Origin of the sequence: Bacillus xiamenensis (genome assembly GCF_001857925.1) — a bacterium.
Taxonomy (GTDB): Bacteria; Bacillota; Bacilli; order Bacillales; family Bacillaceae; genus Bacillus; species Bacillus xiamenensis.
This window is the reverse complement of record NZ_CP017786.1, coordinates 1519955-1539037: the sequence shown is the minus strand read 5'-3', so window position 1 is coordinate 1539037 and position 19083 is coordinate 1519955. Positions and strand designations below refer to the sequence as shown.

General features: G+C 47.5%; 6 protein-coding genes, 9 tRNA genes and 6 rRNA genes. All 21 read left to right on the top strand.

Features of this window, described 5'->3' with window-relative positions; genetic code table 11:
* Positions 1–159: 159 nt before the first annotated feature.
* A 16S ribosomal RNA gene (locus BK049_RS07735) occupies positions 160–1708 on the top strand.
* Between the two features lie 182 nt (positions 1709–1890).
* Positions 1891–4821, top strand: a 23S ribosomal RNA gene (locus BK049_RS07730).
* Between the two features lie 60 nt (positions 4822–4881).
* Positions 4882–4997 (top strand): 5S ribosomal RNA (gene rrf / locus BK049_RS07725).
* Positions 4998–5797: 800 nt separating this feature from the next.
* Positions 5798–5873: transfer RNA gene (locus BK049_RS07720), tRNA-Val, on the top strand.
* Positions 5874–5906: 33 nt separating this feature from the next.
* A tRNA-Thr gene (locus BK049_RS07715) sits at positions 5907–5982 on the top strand.
* A gap of 37 nt (positions 5983–6019) precedes the next feature.
* A tRNA-Lys gene (locus BK049_RS07710) sits at positions 6020–6095 on the top strand.
* A 7-nt stretch (positions 6096–6102) separates the two neighbouring features.
* A tRNA-Leu gene (locus BK049_RS07705) sits at positions 6103–6185 on the top strand.
* Between the two features lie 30 nt (positions 6186–6215).
* A tRNA-Gly gene (locus BK049_RS07700) sits at positions 6216–6287 on the top strand.
* Positions 6288–6299: 12 nt separating this feature from the next.
* A tRNA-Leu gene (locus BK049_RS07695) sits at positions 6300–6385 on the top strand.
* A gap of 11 nt (positions 6386–6396) precedes the next feature.
* A tRNA-Arg gene (locus BK049_RS07690) sits at positions 6397–6473 on the top strand.
* A gap of 7 nt (positions 6474–6480) precedes the next feature.
* A tRNA-Pro gene (locus BK049_RS07685) sits at positions 6481–6557 on the top strand.
* Positions 6558–6566: 9 nt separating this feature from the next.
* Positions 6567–6642: transfer RNA gene (locus BK049_RS07680), tRNA-Ala, on the top strand.
* Positions 6643–6812: 170 nt separating this feature from the next.
* Positions 6813–8361: ribosomal RNA gene (locus tag BK049_RS07675) — 16S ribosomal RNA — on the top strand.
* Positions 8362–8543: 182 nt separating this feature from the next.
* Positions 8544–11474: ribosomal RNA gene (locus tag BK049_RS07670) — 23S ribosomal RNA — on the top strand.
* Positions 11475–11534: 60 nt separating this feature from the next.
* Positions 11535–11650, top strand: a 5S ribosomal RNA gene (gene rrf / locus BK049_RS07665).
* Together the 16S, 23S and 5S rRNA genes with 9 tRNA genes alongside form the textbook arrangement of a ribosomal RNA operon.
* 177 nt (positions 11651–11827) lie before the next feature.
* Positions 11828–12292: a CtsR family transcriptional regulator gene (locus BK049_RS07660; protein ID WP_008356472.1), complete on the top strand. Its 465-nt coding sequence runs from the start codon at positions 11828–11830 to the stop codon at positions 12290–12292.
* A gap of 14 nt (positions 12293–12306) precedes the next feature.
* Positions 12307–12864 (top strand): protein-arginine kinase activator protein McsA, encoded by a 558-nt coding sequence (gene mcsA, locus BK049_RS07655; protein ID WP_034738425.1) that lies wholly within the window; start codon positions 12307–12309, stop codon positions 12862–12864.
* A 4-nt stretch (positions 12865–12868) separates the two neighbouring features.
* Entirely contained in the window at positions 12869–13960 is a 1092-nt protein-coding gene (gene mcsB / locus BK049_RS07650; protein ID WP_071168237.1) for a protein-arginine kinase McsB, read from the top strand.
* A complete protein-coding gene (gene clpC, locus BK049_RS07645; RefSeq protein WP_008356478.1) occupies positions 13957–16392 on the top strand; it encodes an ATP-dependent protease ATP-binding subunit ClpC in 2436 nt (811 codons plus the stop codon). The genes mcsB and clpC overlap by 4 nt, the downstream gene beginning before the upstream one ends.
* 93 nt (positions 16393–16485) lie before the next feature.
* Positions 16486–17865, top strand: a complete 1380-nt coding sequence (radA, locus tag BK049_RS07640; protein ID WP_071168236.1) for a DNA repair protein RadA — start codon at positions 16486–16488, stop codon at positions 17863–17865.
* 2 nt (positions 17866–17867) lie between these two features.
* A complete protein-coding gene (disA, locus tag BK049_RS07635; RefSeq protein WP_008356482.1) occupies positions 17868–18947 on the top strand; it encodes a DNA integrity scanning diadenylate cyclase DisA in 1080 nt (359 codons plus the stop codon).
* Positions 18948–19083: the final 136 nt, after the last annotated feature.

Below are 19083 nucleotides of genomic sequence, written 5' to 3'. Positions count from 1 at the left end.
GAAAACTAAACAAGACAAAACGTACCTGTTAATTCGAGTTTTAATAAAAAAATCCTATGAAACATCATAGGTAGTCAGTCAAACTGACGAGGCAGGAAATGATCACATGCTAAGTTCGCTACATCGTGTAGCAACGCATGTGTGATATGCATCCTGCATACCTCGGAGAGTTTGATCCTGGCTCAGGACGAACGCTGGCGGCGTGCCTAATACATGCAAGTCGAGCGGACAGAAGGGAGCTTGCTCCCGGATGTTAGCGGCGGACGGGTGAGTAACACGTGGGTAACCTGCCTGTAAGACTGGGATAACTCCGGGAAACCGGAGCTAATACCGGATAGTTCCTTGAACCGCATGGTTCAAGGATGAAAGACGGTTTCGGCTGTCACTTACAGATGGACCCGCGGCGCATTAGCTAGTTGGTGAGGTAACGGCTCACCAAGGCGACGATGCGTAGCCGACCTGAGAGGGTGATCGGCCACACTGGGACTGAGACACGGCCCAGACTCCTACGGGAGGCAGCAGTAGGGAATCTTCCGCAATGGACGAAAGTCTGACGGAGCAACGCCGCGTGAGTGATGAAGGTTTTCGGATCGTAAAGCTCTGTTGTTAGGGAAGAACAAGTGCAAGAGTAACTGCTTGCACCATGACGGTACCTAACCAGAAAGCCACGGCTAACTACGTGCCAGCAGCCGCGGTAATACGTAGGTGGCAAGCGTTGTCCGGAATTATTGGGCGTAAAGGGCTCGCAGGCGGTTTCTTAAGTCTGATGTGAAAGCCCCCGGCTCAACCGGGGAGGGTCATTGGAAACTGGGAAACTTGAGTGCAGAAGAGGAGAGTGGAATTCCACGTGTAGCGGTGAAATGCGTAGAGATGTGGAGGAACACCAGTGGCGAAGGCGACTCTCTGGTCTGTAACTGACGCTGAGGAGCGAAAGCGTGGGGAGCGAACAGGATTAGATACCCTGGTAGTCCACGCCGTAAACGATGAGTGCTAAGTGTTAGGGGGTTTCCGCCCCTTAGTGCTGCAGCTAACGCATTAAGCACTCCGCCTGGGGAGTACGGTCGCAAGACTGAAACTCAAAGGAATTGACGGGGGCCCGCACAAGCGGTGGAGCATGTGGTTTAATTCGAAGCAACGCGAAGAACCTTACCAGGTCTTGACATCCTCTGACAACCCTAGAGATAGGGCTTTCCCTTCGGGGACAGAGTGACAGGTGGTGCATGGTTGTCGTCAGCTCGTGTCGTGAGATGTTGGGTTAAGTCCCGCAACGAGCGCAACCCTTGATCTTAGTTGCCAGCATTCAGTTGGGCACTCTAAGGTGACTGCCGGTGACAAACCGGAGGAAGGTGGGGATGACGTCAAATCATCATGCCCCTTATGACCTGGGCTACACACGTGCTACAATGGACAGAACAAAGGGCTGCGAGACCGCAAGGTTTAGCCAATCCCACAAATCTGTTCTCAGTTCGGATCGCAGTCTGCAACTCGACTGCGTGAAGCTGGAATCGCTAGTAATCGCGGATCAGCATGCCGCGGTGAATACGTTCCCGGGCCTTGTACACACCGCCCGTCACACCACGAGAGTTTGCAACACCCGAAGTCGGTGAGGTAACCTTTATGGAGCCAGCCGCCGAAGGTGGGGCAGATGATTGGGGTGAAGTCGTAACAAGGTAGCCGTATCGGAAGGTGCGGCTGGATCACCTCCTTTCTAAGGATATATGGAGCAGTGTGCGTTTTGGTCTTGTTTAGTTTTGAAGGATCATTCCTTCAAAACATGTCTCTAGCGAGACAGGATTGTTCTTTGAAAACTAGATAACAATAAGTAATACATTCACATTGAATGCAATGCAAAGTTCATCACACATAGTGATTCTTTCTAAAGTAAGAAATGGTTAAGTTAGAAAGGGCGCACGGTGGATGCCTTGGCACTAGGAGCCGATGAAGGACGGGACGAACACCGATATGCTTCGGGGAGCTGTAAGCAAGCTTTGATCCGGAGATTTCCGAATGGGGAAACCCACTGCTCGTAATGGAGTAGTATCCATACTTGAATACATAGAGTATGAGAAGGCATACCCGGGGAACTGAAACATCTAAGTACCCGGAGGAAGAGAAAGCAAATGCGATTCCCTGAGTAGCGGCGAGCGAAACGGGAACAGCCCAAACCAAGAGGCTTGCCTCTTGGGGTTGTAGGACACTCTATACGGAGTTACAAAGGAATGATATAAGCGAAGAGGTCTGGAAAGGCCCGCCAGAGAAGGTAACAGCCCTGTAACTGAAATGTCATTCTCTCCAGAGTGGATCCTGAGTACGGCGGAACACGTGAAATTCCGTCGGAATCCGGGAGGACCATCTCCCAAGGCTAAATACTCCCTAGTGACCGATAGTGAACCAGTACCGTGAGGGAAAGGTGAAAAGCACCCCGGAAGGGGAGTGAAATAGATCCTGAAACCGTGTGCCTACAAGTAGTCAGAGCCCGTTAACGGGTGATGGCGTGCCTTTTGTAGAATGAACCGGCGAGTTACGATCCCGTGCAAGGTTAAGCAGAAGATGCGGAGCCGCAGCGAAAGCGAGTCTGAATAGGGCGCATGAGTACGTGGTCGTAGACCCGAAACCAGGTGATCTACCCATGTCCAGGGTGAAGTTCAGGTAACACTGAATGGAGGCCCGAACCCACGCACGTTGAAAAGTGCGGGGATGAGGTGTGGGTAGGGGTGAAATGCCAATCGAACCTGGAGATAGCTGGTTCTCTCCGAAATAGCTTTAGGGCTAGCCTCAAGGTAAGAGTCTCGGAGGTAGAGCACTGATTGGACTAGGGGCCCCTACCGGGTTACCGAATTCAGTCAAACTCCGAATGCCGATGACTTATCCTTGGGAGTCAGACTGCGAGTGATAAGATCCGTAGTCGAAAGGGAAACAGCCCAGACCGCCAGCTAAGGTCCCAAAGTATACGTTAAGTGGAAAAGGATGTGGAGTTGCTTAGACAACCAGGATGTTGGCTTAGAAGCAGCCACCATTTAAAGAGTGCGTAATAGCTCACTGGTCGAGTGACTCTGCGCCGAAAATGTACCGGGGCTAAACGTATCACCGAAGCTGCGGACTGTTCTTACGAACAGTGGTAGGAGAGCGTTCTAAGGGCTGTGAAGCCAGACCGGAAGGACTGGTGGAGCGCTTAGAAGTGAGAATGCCGGTATGAGTAGCGAAAGACGGGTGAGAATCCCGTCCACCGAATGCCTAAGGTTTCCTGAGGAAGGCTCGTCCGCTCAGGGTTAGTCGGGACCTAAGCCGAGGCCGAAAGGCGTAGGCGATGGACAACAGGTTGATATTCCTGTACCACCTCCTCACCATTTGAGCAATGGGGGGACGCAGGAGGATAGGGTAAGCGCGGTAATGGATATCCGCGTCCAAGCAGTTAGGCTGGGAAATAGGCAAATCCGTTTCCCGTGAAGGCTGAGCTGTGATGGCGAGCGAAATTTAGTAGCGAAGTTCCTGATTCCACACTGCCAAGAAAAGCCTCTAGCGAGGTGAGAGGTGCCCGTACCGCAAACCGACACAGGTAGGCGAGGAGAGAATCCTAAGGTGATCGAGAGAACTCTCGTTAAGGAACTCGGCAAAATGACCCCGTAACTTCGGGAGAAGGGGTGCTTCTTAGGGTGTTAAAGCCCCGAGAAGCCGCAGTGAATAGGCCCAGGCGACTGTTTAGCAAAAACACAGGTCTCTGCGAAGCCGTAAGGCGAAGTATAGGGGCTGACGCCTGCCCGGTGCTGGAAGGTTAAGAGGAGCGCTTAGCGTAAGCGAAGGTGCGAATTGAAGCCCCAGTAAACGGCGGCCGTAACTATAACGGTCCTAAGGTAGCGAAATTCCTTGTCGGGTAAGTTCCGACCCGCACGAAAGGCGCAACGATCTGGGCACTGTCTCAACGAGAGACTCGGTGAAATTATAGTACCTGTGAAGATGCAGGTTACCCGCGACAGGACGGAAAGACCCCGTGGAGCTTTACTGCAGCCTGATATTGAATGTTGGTACAGCTTGTACAGGATAGGTAGGAGCCTTGGAAACCGGAGCGCTAGCTTCGGTGGAGGCATCGGTGGGATACTACCCTGGCTGTATTGACCTTCTAACCCGCTGCCCTTATCGGGCAGGGAGACAGTGTCAGGTGGGCAGTTTGACTGGGGCGGTCGCCTCCTAAAATGTAACGGAGGCGCCCAAAGGTTCCCTCAGAATGGTTGGAAATCATTCGCAGAGTGTAAAGGCACAAGGGAGCTTGACTGCGAGACCTACAAGTCGAGCAGGGACGAAAGTCGGGCTTAGTGATCCGGTGGTTCCGCATGGAAGGGCCATCGCTCAACGGATAAAAGCTACCCCGGGGATAACAGGCTTATCTCCCCCAAGAGTCCACATCGACGGGGAGGTTTGGCACCTCGATGTCGGCTCATCGCATCCTGGGGCTGTAGTCGGTCCCAAGGGTTGGGCTGTTCGCCCATTAAAGCGGTACGCGAGCTGGGTTCAGAACGTCGTGAGACAGTTCGGTCCCTATCCGTCGCGGGCGCAGGAAATTTGAGAGGAGCTGTCCTTAGTACGAGAGGACCGGGATGGACGCACCGCTGGTGTACCAGTTGTTCTGCCAAGGGCATCGCTGGGTAGCTATGTGCGGAAGGGATAAGTGCTGAAAGCATCTAAGCATGAAGCCCCCCTCAAGATGAGATTTCCCATTCCGCAAGGAAGTAAGATCCCTGAAAGATGATCAGGTTGATAGGTCTGAGGTGGAAGCGTGGTGACACGTGGAGCTGACAGATACTAATAGATCGAGGACTTAACCTATATTTAATGTGAAGCATGAACATTGTTATCTAGTTTTGAGAGAACATTCTCTCCATCAGGTTTGGTGGCGATAGCGAAGAGGTCACACCCGTTCCCATACCGAACACGGAAGTTAAGCTCTTCAGCGCCGATGGTAGTTGGGGGTTTCCCCCTGTGAGAGTAGGACGCCGCCAAGCTTTTCTAAGGATCAGTTCCGTTTGGAACTGGTCTTTTTTGTGTTTCTTGAAATTTGCTTCTGTATCTATTGAAAAGTGACAGGTTTCTCATTGCATTCTTGATAAATATTATTTCTTCCTCTACACTTTGATTTCAAAGCGGATAACATTGTTTTTAGCATCTAAGCCCGCAGTTCAACTTGTTAATGGTCAATCTCAAAAATATAAAATGTCTAAAAAGGATTCTCCCGTTCGGCAGCCAGACAAAGAAAACGGCAGTATAGTGCCAATAGAACATTAAGTTCCTCAAAGAGAGCACAGGTCATCTATTAATGAGAGGAGGCACAGGATGAGTTCGTACTAGCTTGTATCTCATGTTAAAACTTTAATAATGGTGCAAGTCCATCCAGCATTTGATGGAACAGAAAAAATGAGATAAGACGGTCTTTTGAAACCTAGTGATGGCGATCATCATTGATACGAAAATATTTTCTCGGAAAAATAAAATAATAAAAGAAATTGATCGCTGAGTCTGCTATATGCGAGGATATTCTGAATAGAAACAAACATATGACAGCTTTTGAAATGATGTTTTGACAACGGCAGAGCCTCATCAGAGCAAAAAAACATAAAAAAATGAAAAAAAGACTTTTAAAATGATAAGACAAGTGGTAAACTTCTTTAGGTGCCTTAACGAAGAGATGAAAGAAACAACTTTAAAATAAATTCAAAAATTATTTTAAAAAAGTCTTTACAAACAATATCTTATCGTTATATAATACTATTTGTCAGATCGAGAGACATTCGAAACGACACAATATGGAGGATTAGCTCAGCTGGGAGAGCATCTGCCTTACAAGCAGAGGGTCGGCGGTTCGAGCCCGTCATCCTCCACCATATTTATTCTTACATAATGTTAGGATAGATAAAGCCGGTGTAGCTCAACTGGTAGAGCAACTGACTTGTAATCAGTAGGTTGGGGGTTCAAGTCCTCTTGCCGGCACCACTTTCATATGGTAAGATAGACAAGTCGCTTTAAAAGCGAGCCATTAGCTCAGTTGGTAGAGCATCTGACTTTTAATCAGAGGGTCGAAGGTTCGAGTCCTTCATGGCTCACCATGTTCATGCGGGTGTGGCGGAATTGGCAGACGCGCTAGACTTAGGATCTAGTGTCTTTATGACGTGGGGGTTCAAGTCCCTTCACCCGCATAGCCAAATAACATAAAGAAATCCTGTAATGCGGAAGTAGTTCAGTGGTAGAACACCACCTTGCCAAGGTGGGGGTCGCGGGTTCGAATCCCGTCTTCCGCTTATACCATCCACGCCGGGGTGGTGGAATTGGCAGACACACAGGACTTAAAATCCTGCGGTAGGTGACTACCGTGCCGGTTCAAGTCCGGCCCTCGGCATTATGAAATAAGCGCCCGTAGCTCAATTGGATAGAGCGTTTGACTACGGATCAAAAGGTTAGGGGTTCGACTCCTCTCGGGCGCGCCATTAAGATCGGGAAGTAGCTCAGCTTGGTAGAGCACTTGGTTTGGGACCAAGGGGTCGCAGGTTCGAATCCTGTCTTCCCGACCATCTTTTTATGGGGCCTTAGCTCAGCTGGGAGAGCGCCTGCCTTGCACGCAGGAGGTCAGCGGTTCGATCCCGCTAGGCTCCACCAATATGATCTTTGAAAACTAAACAAGACAAAACGTACCTGTTAATTCGAGTTTTAATAAAAAAACCCTATGAAACATCATAGGTAGTCAGTCAAACTGACGAGGCAGGAAATGATCACATGCTAAGTTCGCTACATCGTGTAGCAACGCATGTGTGATATGCATCCTGCATACCTCGGAGAGTTTGATCCTGGCTCAGGACGAACGCTGGCGGCGTGCCTAATACATGCAAGTCGAGCGGACAGAAGGGAGCTTGCTCCCGGATGTTAGCGGCGGACGGGTGAGTAACACGTGGGTAACCTGCCTGTAAGACTGGGATAACTCCGGGAAACCGGAGCTAATACCGGATAGTTCCTTGAACCGCATGGTTCAAGGATGAAAGACGGTTTCGGCTGTCACTTACAGATGGACCCGCGGCGCATTAGCTAGTTGGTGAGGTAACGGCTCACCAAGGCGACGATGCGTAGCCGACCTGAGAGGGTGATCGGCCACACTGGGACTGAGACACGGCCCAGACTCCTACGGGAGGCAGCAGTAGGGAATCTTCCGCAATGGACGAAAGTCTGACGGAGCAACGCCGCGTGAGTGATGAAGGTTTTCGGATCGTAAAGCTCTGTTGTTAGGGAAGAACAAGTGCAAGAGTAACTGCTTGCACCATGACGGTACCTAACCAGAAAGCCACGGCTAACTACGTGCCAGCAGCCGCGGTAATACGTAGGTGGCAAGCGTTGTCCGGAATTATTGGGCGTAAAGGGCTCGCAGGCGGTTTCTTAAGTCTGATGTGAAAGCCCCCGGCTCAACCGGGGAGGGTCATTGGAAACTGGGAAACTTGAGTGCAGAAGAGGAGAGTGGAATTCCACGTGTAGCGGTGAAATGCGTAGAGATGTGGAGGAACACCAGTGGCGAAGGCGACTCTCTGGTCTGTAACTGACGCTGAGGAGCGAAAGCGTGGGGAGCGAACAGGATTAGATACCCTGGTAGTCCACGCCGTAAACGATGAGTGCTAAGTGTTAGGGGGTTTCCGCCCCTTAGTGCTGCAGCTAACGCATTAAGCACTCCGCCTGGGGAGTACGGTCGCAAGACTGAAACTCAAAGGAATTGACGGGGGCCCGCACAAGCGGTGGAGCATGTGGTTTAATTCGAAGCAACGCGAAGAACCTTACCAGGTCTTGACATCCTCTGACAACCCTAGAGATAGGGCTTTCCCTTCGGGGACAGAGTGACAGGTGGTGCATGGTTGTCGTCAGCTCGTGTCGTGAGATGTTGGGTTAAGTCCCGCAACGAGCGCAACCCTTGATCTTAGTTGCCAGCATTCAGTTGGGCACTCTAAGGTGACTGCCGGTGACAAACCGGAGGAAGGTGGGGATGACGTCAAATCATCATGCCCCTTATGACCTGGGCTACACACGTGCTACAATGGACAGAACAAAGGGCTGCGAGACCGCAAGGTTTAGCCAATCCCACAAATCTGTTCTCAGTTCGGATCGCAGTCTGCAACTCGACTGCGTGAAGCTGGAATCGCTAGTAATCGCGGATCAGCATGCCGCGGTGAATACGTTCCCGGGCCTTGTACACACCGCCCGTCACACCACGAGAGTTTGCAACACCCGAAGTCGGTGAGGTAACCTTTATGGAGCCAGCCGCCGAAGGTGGGGCAGATGATTGGGGTGAAGTCGTAACAAGGTAGCCGTATCGGAAGGTGCGGCTGGATCACCTCCTTTCTAAGGATATATGGAGCAGTGTGCGTTTTGGTCTTGTTTAGTTTTGAAGGATCATTCCTTCAAAACATGTCTCTAGCGAGACAGGATTGTTCTTTGAAAACTAGATAACAATAAGTAATACATTCACATTGAATGCAATGCAAAGTTCATCACACATAGTGATTCTTTCTAAAGTAAGAAATGGTTAAGTTAGAAAGGGCGCACGGTGGATGCCTTGGCACTAGGAGCCGATGAAGGACGGGACGAACACCGATATGCTTCGGGGAGCTGTAAGCAAGCTTTGATCCGGAGATTTCCGAATGGGGAAACCCACTGCTCGTAATGGAGTAGTATCCATACTTGAATACATAGAGTATGAGAAGGCATACCCGGGGAACTGAAACATCTAAGTACCCGGAGGAAGAGAAAGCAAATGCGATTCCCTGAGTAGCGGCGAGCGAAACGGGAACAGCCCAAACCAAGAGGCTTGCCTCTTGGGGTTGTAGGACACTCTATACGGAGTTACAAAGGAATGATATAAGCGAAGAGGTCTGGAAAGGCCCGCCAGAGAAGGTAACAGCCCTGTAACTGAAATGTCATTCTCTCCAGAGTGGATCCTGAGTACGGCGGAACACGTGAAATTCCGTCGGAATCCGGGAGGACCATCTCCCAAGGCTAAATACTCCCTAGTGACCGATAGTGAACCAGTACCGTGAGGGAAAGGTGAAAAGCACCCCGGAAGGGGAGTGAAATAGATCCTGAAACCGTGTGCCTACAAGTAGTCAGAGCCCGTTAACGGGTGATGGCGTGCCTTTTGTAGAATGAACCGGCGAGTTACGATCCCGTGCAAGGTTAAGCAGAAGATGCGGAGCCGCAGCGAAAGCGAGTCTGAATAGGGCGCATGAGTACGTGGTCGTAGACCCGAAACCAGGTGATCTACCCATGTCCAGGGTGAAGTTCAGGTAACACTGAATGGAGGCCCGAACCCACGCACGTTGAAAAGTGCGGGGATGAGGTGTGGGTAGGGGTGAAATGCCAATCGAACCTGGAGATAGCTGGTTCTCTCCGAAATAGCTTTAGGGCTAGCCTCAAGGTAAGAGTCTCGGAGGTAGAGCACTGATTGGACTAGGGGCCCCTACCGGGTTACCGAATTCAGTCAAACTCCGAATGCCGATGACTTATCCTTGGGAGTCAGACTGCGAGTGATAAGATCCGTAGTCGAAAGGGAAACAGCCCAGACCGCCAGCTAAGGTCCCAAAGTATACGTTAAGTGGAAAAGGATGTGGAGTTGCTTAGACAACCAGGATGTTGGCTTAGAAGCAGCCACCATTTAAAGAGTGCGTAATAGCTCACTGGTCGAGTGACTCTGCGCCGAAAATGTACCGGGGCTAAACGTATCACCGAAGCTGCGGACTGTTCTTACGAACAGTGGTAGGAGAGCGTTCTAAGGGCTGTGAAGCCAGACCGGAAGGACTGGTGGAGCGCTTAGAAGTGAGAATGCCGGTATGAGTAGCGAAAGACGGGTGAGAATCCCGTCCACCGAATGCCTAAGGTTTCCTGAGGAAGGCTCGTCCGCTCAGGGTTAGTCGGGACCTAAGCCGAGGCCGAAAGGCGTAGGCGATGGACAACAGGTTGATATTCCTGTACCACCTCCTCACCATTTGAGCAATGGGGGGACGCAGGAGGATAGGGTAAGCGCGGTAATGGATATCCGCGTCCAAGCAGTTAGGCTGGGAAATAGGCAAATCCGTTTCCCGTGAAGGCTGAGCTGTGATGGCGAGCGAAATTTAGTAGCGAAGTTCCTGATTCCACACTGCCAAGAAAAGCCTCTAGCGAGGTGAGAGGTGCCCGTACCGCAAACCGACACAGGTAGGCGAGGAGAGAATCCTAAGGTGATCGAGAGAACTCTCGTTAAGGAACTCGGCAAAATGACCCCGTAACTTCGGGAGAAGGGGTGCTTCTTAGGGTGTTAAAGCCCCGAGAAGCCGCAGTGAATAGGCCCAGGCGACTGTTTAGCAAAAACACAGGTCTCTGCGAAGCCGTAAGGCGAAGTATAGGGGCTGACGCCTGCCCGGTGCTGGAAGGTTAAGAGGAGCGCTTAGCGTAAGCGAAGGTGCGAATTGAAGCCCCAGTAAACGGCGGCCGTAACTATAACGGTCCTAAGGTAGCGAAATTCCTTGTCGGGTAAGTTCCGACCCGCACGAAAGGCGCAACGATCTGGGCACTGTCTCAACGAGAGACTCGGTGAAATTATAGTACCTGTGAAGATGCAGGTTACCCGCGACAGGACGGAAAGACCCCGTGGAGCTTTACTGCAGCCTGATATTGAATGTTGGTACAGCTTGTACAGGATAGGTAGGAGCCTTGGAAACCGGAGCGCTAGCTTCGGTGGAGGCATCGGTGGGATACTACCCTGGCTGTATTGACCTTCTAACCCGCTGCCCTTATCGGGCAGGGAGACAGTGTCAGGTGGGCAGTTTGACTGGGGCGGTCGCCTCCTAAAATGTAACGGAGGCGCCCAAAGGTTCCCTCAGAATGGTTGGAAATCATTCGCAGAGTGTAAAGGCACAAGGGAGCTTGACTGCGAGACCTACAAGTCGAGCAGGGACGAAAGTCGGGCTTAGTGATCCGGTGGTTCCGCATGGAAGGGCCATCGCTCAACGGATAAAAGCTACCCCGGGGATAACAGGCTTATCTCCCCCAAGAGTCCACATCGACGGGGAGGTTTGGCACCTCGATGTCGGCTCATCGCATCCTGGGGCTGTAGTCGGTCCCAAGGGTTGGGCTGTTCGCCCATTAAAGCGGTACGCGAGCTGGGTTCAGAACGTCGTGAGACAGTTCGGTCCCTATCCGTCGCGGGCGCAGGAAATTTGAGAGGAGCTGTCCTTAGTACGAGAGGACCGGGATGGACGCACCGCTGGTGTACCAGTTGTTCTGCCAAGGGCATCGCTGGGTAGCTATGTGCGGAAGGGATAAGTGCTGAAAGCATCTAAGCATGAAGCCCCCCTCAAGATGAGATTTCCCATTCCGCAAGGAAGTAAGATCCCTGAAAGATGATCAGGTTGATAGGTCTGAGGTGGAAGCGTGGTGACACGTGGAGCTGACAGATACTAATAGATCGAGGACTTAACCTATATTTAATGTGAAGCATGAACATTGTTATCTAGTTTTGAGAGAACATTCTCTCCATCAGGTTTGGTGGCGATAGCGAAGAGGTCACACCCGTTCCCATACCGAACACGGAAGTTAAGCTCTTCAGCGCCGATGGTAGTTGGGGGTTTCCCCCTGTGAGAGTAGGACGCCGCCAAGCTTTTCTAAGGATCAGTTCCGTTTGGAACTGGTCTTTTTTGTGTTTTTGGAAGGTTTGGCACCAGATAAATGTGGAAATAATATTGTTAGTTGAGCGATTATCTTGAAAAATCGACCGAAAAAATTTATAGTAAGATTAAAGTCAAATATAGTCAAAGTCAATGGAGGAGGAGGCGGAGTGGCACAAAATATTTCTGATATCATCGAACAGTATTTGAAGGAAGTCTTGGATCAGAATGGTCGAGAAATATTAGAAATTAAACGCAATGAGATTGCAGATAAGTTTCAATGCGTACCTTCACAAATTAACTATGTTATCAATACACGCTTTACGAGCGAAAGAGGTTATATCGTCGAAAGTAAGCGTGGCGGCGGTGGCTATATCCGAATCATTAAAGTCAAAATGAATGATGAAATCGATTTATTGAACAACATCATTTCCCAAATACGTCATCGTTTATCACAGGCTGCATCTGATCATATCATCATGCGTCTTGTTGAAAACAACATTTTATCCGAAAGAGAAGCAAAGATGATGATTAGTGTCATGGACCGTTCTGTTCTACACATTGATTTACCTGAACGAGATGAACTGCGGGCTAGGATGATGAAAGCGATGTTAAATGCTTTAAAATTAAAGTAAAGCGGGTGAAAAGATTGATTTGTCAAGAATGTAATGAGAGACCAGCCACTTTTCACTTTACGAAAGTTATAAATGGAGAAAAACAAGAAATGCACATATGTGAACAATGTGCAAAAGAAAACAGTGATTCATATGCTATGAGTGGAAACCAAGGTTTCTCGATTCACAACTTATTATCGGGCTTGTTGAATATTGATCCTAGCTTTACCACAAGTGCTAATAAAGGATCATCTATTTTTCAAGAAGCGAGAGAAGTGGATCAATGTCCTAAGTGTGGCTTAACCTTTCAGCAGTTTAGAAAAACAGGCCGTTTTGGCTGTTCAGAATGTTATGGAACATTTGATCAGTATTTAAATCCTGTTCTGCGAAAAGTCCATAGTGGAAATACAGTCCATAATGGAAAAATTCCTAAACGGATTGCCGGCAGTCTGCATGTTCGCCGGAAACTTGAGTTAATGCAGCAAGAGCTAAAGCAGCTGATTGAACAGGAAGAGTTCGAAAAAGCAGCGGAAGTTCGAGATCAAATTCGTGCATTAGAGCATGAGCAATCTCAGCAGAGGGAGGGAGAATAACGACATGTCGCTCCAACATTTTATTCAAGACGCATTAAGTCAGTGGATGAAACAAAAAGGACCAGAAAGTGACATTGTTCTAAGCAGTCGTATTCGGCTGGCACGCAATCTAGAGCATGTTCGTTTCCCAACTCAGTTTTCTCAGGAGGAGGCTGAAACTGTTCTCCAGCAATTCGAGCAAAAGTTTGCGAGCCAGAAAGTGAAGGACATTGGACATTTTGTTCTGATTCGAATGAATGAAACGCAGCCTTTGGCCAAGAGGGTACTTGTTGAAAAGCATTTGATTAGCCCACATTTAGCTGAATCAAGATTTGGCGGCTGTTTGCTTTCAGAAAATGAAGAAATCAGTGTGATGCTGAATGAAGAAGACCATATTCGTATTCAATGCTTGTTCCCAGGATTCCAGCTGGCTAATGCACTAAAAGTGGCTAATCAGATAGACGACTGGATTGAAGAGCAAGTCGATTATGCGTTTTCTGAGAAGCGAGGATACTTAACGAGCTGTCCGACCAATGTAGGTACAGGTATTAGGGCTTCAGTCATGATGCACCTGCCGGCATTGGCTCTGACAAGACAAATGAATCGTATTATTCCTGCAATTAATCAATTAGGTCTTGTGGTCAGAGGAATTTATGGTGAGGGTAGCGAAGCAATAGGGAACATCTTTCAAATTTCAAATCAGATGACACTTGGTCAATCAGAAGAAGATATTGTCGATGATTTGAATAGTGTGACGGCACAGCTTATTGAGCAAGAGCGATCTGCACGAAAAGCATTATATCAAACGTCTAAAATTGAACTTGAGGACAGAGTGTACCGTTCCTTGGGGATTTTGGCCAATTGCCGCATGATTGAATCCAAGGAAACGGCGAAGTGTTTGTCAGATGTGCGGCTTGGAATAGATTTAGGTATCATTAAGGGGCTTTCAAGTAATATACTGAATGAACTCATGATTTTGACACAGCCTGGCTTCCTGCAGCAATATTCAGGTGGAGCCTTGGAACCAAATGAAAGAGATATAAAACGAGCAGCCATTATTAGAGAAAGGCTGCGCCTAGAAATGCATAGGAATGGACAGGAGGATGAAACGATATGATGTTTGGAAGATTCACTGAAAGAGCTCAAAAGGTATTAGCACTTGCACAAGAAGAAGCCATTCGCCTTGGCCATAAGAATATTGGAACAGAGCACATTTTACTTGGTCTTGTACGTGAAGGTGAGGGCATCGCCGCAAAAGCATTAGAAGCACTGGGCCTTGTTTCAGATAAAATCCAAAAAGAAGTCGAGAGCTTGATTGGAAGAGGGCAAGAGGTGTCTCAAGCGATTCCTCATTATACGCCTAGAGCGAAGAAGGTCACTGAGCTTTCTATGGATGAAGCAAGAAAGCTTGGTCATTCCTATGTAGGGACAGAACATATTCTTTTAGGTCTTATTCGCGAGGGAGAGGGTGTAGCTGCCCGTGTCTTAAATAACCTCGGAGTGAGCTTAAATAAAGCACGCCAGCAAGTATTGCAGCTTCTTGGCAGCAATGAAACGGGTGCATCTGCGGCAGGATCTAATAGCAATGCAAATACACCAACTTTAGATAGTCTGGCAAGAGACTTAACGGCTATTGCGAAAGAGGACAGCTTGGACCCTGTCATTGGACGAAGCAAAGAAATTCAACGTGTTATTGAGGTTTTAAGTAGAAGAACAAAGAATAACCCTGTGCTGATTGGGGAGCCTGGTGTTGGTAAAACAGCCATTGCAGAAGGTCTGGCGCAGCAAATTATTCACAACGAAGTGCCTGAAATCCTTCGTGATAAACGAGTGATGACACTTGATATGGGAACCGTAGTTGCGGGAACGAAATATCGCGGGGAATTCGAGGATCGTTTGAAAAAAGTCATGGACGAAATTCGTCAGGCTGGAAATATCATTCTCTTCATTGATGAGCTTCATACACTGATCGGTGCAGGTGGAGCAGAGGGTGCGATTGACGCGTCTAATATTCTGAAACCATCCTTGGCACGTGGTGAGCTTCAATGTATCGGGGCTACAACGTTAGATGAGTACCGTAAATACATTGAGAAGGATGCTGCGCTTGAACGCCGATTCCAGCCAATTCAAGTCGATCAACCGTCTGTTGAAGAAAGTATTCAAATCTTAAGAGGGCTTAGAGACCGTTATGAAGCACATCACCGTGTGTCGATTACAGATGAAGCCATTGAAGCGGCGGTAAAGCTTTCTGACCGTTATATCTCTGATCGTTTCCTTCCAGATAAGGCGATTGATTTAATTGATGAGGCAGGTTCGAAAGTCCGTTTGCGTTCTTTCACAACACCGCCGAACCTAAAGGAACTTGAGCAAAAGCTGGATGAAGTTCGTAAGGAAAAGGATGCGGCTGTTCAAAGTCAGGAATTTGAAAAAGCAGCTTCTCTTCGTGATACAGAGCAGCGCTTGCGTGAAAAAGTAGAAGTGACAAAGAAATCGTGGAAAGAAAAGCAGGGACAAGAGAATTCAGAGGTATCTGTAGATGATATTGCGATGGTTGTCTCTAGCTGGACGGGAGTGCCTGTTTCAAAAATTGCCCAAACGGAAACAGATAAGCTTCTGAATATGGAACAATTGCTCCACTCCCGCGTCATTGGACAGGATGAAGCGGTTGTCGCTGTAGCAAAAGCAGTGAGACGTGCCCGTGCTGGTCTAAAAGATCCGAAGCGTCCGATTGGCTCCTTTATTTTCTTAGGTCCAACAGGTGTTGGTAAGACTGAGCTTGCAAGAGCACTCGCCGAGTCTATTTTCGGTGATGAAGAAGCGATGATCCGTATTGATATGTCTGAATACATGGAAAAACACTCTACTTCAAGACTTGTTGGATCACCTCCAGGCTATGTTGGCTATGATGAGGGCGGCCAGCTGACTGAAAAAGTGAGAAGAAAGCCGTATTCTGTCGTGCTGTTAGATGAGATTGAAAAGGCGCATCCTGATGTGTTTAATATCTTACTGCAAGTGTTAGAAGATGGCCGTCTCACTGATTCTAAAGGACGTACTGTTGACTTTAGAAATACAATTTTGATCATGACTTCAAACGTTGGAGCTAGTGAATTGAAGCGCAATAAATATGTTGGCTTTAACGTGCAGGATGAAGGTCAAAATTACAAAGATATGAAAGGCAAAGTGATGGGCGAGTTGAAACGTGCGTTTAGACCAGAGTTCATCAACCGTATTGATGAAATCATTGTCTTCCACTCACTTGAAAAGAAACATCTAAAAGAGATTGTGTCTCTCATGTCTGATCAATTAACAAAACGATTAAAAGAGCAAGACCTTTCAATCGAATTGACGGAAGCAGCAAAAGCGAAGATTGCTGAGGAAGGCGTAGACCTTGAGTATGGTGCTCGTCCGTTAAGAAGAGCGATTCAAAAGCACGTTGAGGATCGACTTTCTGAGGAATTGCTGAAGGGCAATATTGAAAAGGGTCAACATATTGTATTAGATGTAGAAGATGGGGAAATTGTCGTAAAAGCTACGGCTGCTACGAACTAATATAGTAAGAAAAAAGCGTGAGGCATACCAGTAAATTGTATGCCTCCCTTTACTTATTTTCTGACCAGTATAAGGAGTTGTATTCTTCAATCTATGGCTAAGACAAAATCAAAATTTATATGCCAATCGTGCGGTTATGAGTCAGCCAAATGGATGGGGAAATGTCCAGGCTGCGGCACGTGGAACAGTATGACAGAAGAGGTCGTTCGTAAAGAGCCGGCAAACCGTCGAAGTGCTTTTAATCATTCTGTTCAAACCATTCAAAAACCTTCACCTATATCTGCCATTGAAACATCCGAAGAACCCCGAATTAAAACGAATTTAGAAGAATTTAACCGAGTATTAGGAAGTGGAATTGTCAAAGGCTCTCTCGTTCTTATTGGCGGTGATCCTGGGATTGGAAAGTCCACACTATTATTACAAGTTTCAGCACAGCTCTCAGACAAGAATCAGAATGTGTTGTACATATCTGGTGAGGAATCGATTAAACAAACGAAGCTTAGAGCGGACCGCCTTGGCATTGAAAGTGCCTCTTTACATGTTTTGGCTGAAACCGATATGGAGTATATAACGTCTGCTATACAAGAGATGAAACCCGCTTTTGTGGTGGTGGATTCAATTCAAACCGTTTATCAAAGCGATATTACGTCAGCACCTGGATCTGTTTCTCAGGTGAGGGAATGCACAGCACAGCTGATGAAAATTGCTAAGACGAATGGTATTCCGATTTTTATCGTTGGTCACGTGACCAAAGAAGGCTCGATTGCAGGCCCGCGCCTGTTAGAGCATATGGTGGATACGGTTCTTTATTTTGAAGGGGAGCGGCACCATACGTTTCGCATTTTACGAGCGGTAAAAAACCGTTTTGGTTCAACGAATGAATTAGGGATTTTTGAAATGAGAGAGGAAGGGCTCTCAGAAGTTTTAAACCCATCAGAAATCTTCTTAGAAGAGCGGTCAGCAGGTGTATCTGGATCGTGTGTTGTTGCCTCAATGGAAGGAACAAGACCCGTTCTTGTGGAAATACAAGCATTAATTTCACCGACAAGCTTTGGAAACCCGCGGAGAATGGCCACAGGCCTTGATCATAATCGTGTGTCATTGCTCATGGCTGTGTTAGAAAAACGTGTAGGGCTGCTTCTGCAAAATCAAGATGCATATTTAAAGGTCGCAGGTGGTGTAAAGCTTGACGAACCAGCGATTGATTTGGCCATTGCCGTCAGTATTGCATCAAGCTTTAAAGACGCAGCGCCGCACCAAGCGGATTGCTTTATAGGAGAAGTTGGTCTGACGGGAGAAGTCAGAAGAGTTTCAAGAATTGAACAGCGTGTGCAGGAAGCTGCTAAACTAGGATTTAAGCGAATGTTTATTCCTCAGGCGAATATAGATGGATGGAAAAAGCCGAGAGGGATTGAGTTAGTCGGTGTAGAAAATGTAGCGGAGGCACTTCGTATTTCACTAGGGGGAGCATAGAAATGGAAAAAGAGAAAAAAGGAGCGAAAGAAGTCGATCTCTTAGATATCGTACAGTTTGTGGCACCAGGGACACCTTTGCGAGCAGGGATTGAAAACGTCCTGAGAGCCAATACTGGTGGACTGATTGTTGTTGGTTATAACGACAAAGTAAAAAGTGTGGTAGATGGAGGATTTCATATTAATTCCGCATTCTCCCCAGCACATTTATATGAATTGGCGAAGATGGATGGGGCCATTATTTTAAGCGATTCTGGTCAAAAAATCTTGTATGCGAATACACAGCTGATGCCAGATGCAACCATTCATTCATCAGAAACCGGCATGAGGCACCGAACAGCTGAGCGTGTAGCCAAGCAGACAGGTTGCTTAATCATTGCCATTTCTGAACGGAGAAACGTCATTACCTTATACCAAGGGAATCGTCGTTATACGCTGAAAGATATTGGTTTTATTTTAACAAAGGCCAATCAAGCCATACAAACGCTTGAAAAATATAAAACCATTTTAGATCACGCCATTTCTGCGTTAAGTGCCCTTGAATTTGAAGAGCTTGTGACCTTTGGTGATGTATTATCTGTATTGCATCGCTATGAAATGGTGCTTAGAATCAAAAATGAAATCAATATGTATATCAAAGAGCTCGGAACAGAAGGACACTTGATTCGTCTGCAGGTCAATGAGCTGATTACAGATATGGAGCAGGAAGCGGCCTTATTTATTAAAGATTACGTGAAAGAAAAAATCAAAGATCCATATGTTTTGCTTAAACAGCTCCAAGATATGTCTAGCTTTGAACTTTTAGATGATGCCATTTTGTACAAGTTACTCGGCTATCCAGCATCTACAAATATTGACGATTATGTGTACACAAGAGGGTACAGATTACTTCACAAAATCCCTAGACTGCCTATGCCAATCGTTGAAAACGTGGTTGAAGCGTTTGGTGTGTTAGATCGAATTATGGAAGCAGATGTGCAAGAATTGGATGAAGTAGAAGGAATTGGAGAAGTAAGAGCGAAAAAGATAAAAAAAGGATTAAAAAGACTGCAAGAAAAACATTATATCGACCGTCAGCTATAAAACGAGAAATTTTTCTCAATCACGGTTAAAAATGGATGAATATGGGTATATTAATGATGCTTTTTGTTTTCTGTTTATCATAATAGGAAACTTAAACATATATCAATGTCAGGTGAAGGTGGATTGACAGATGGAA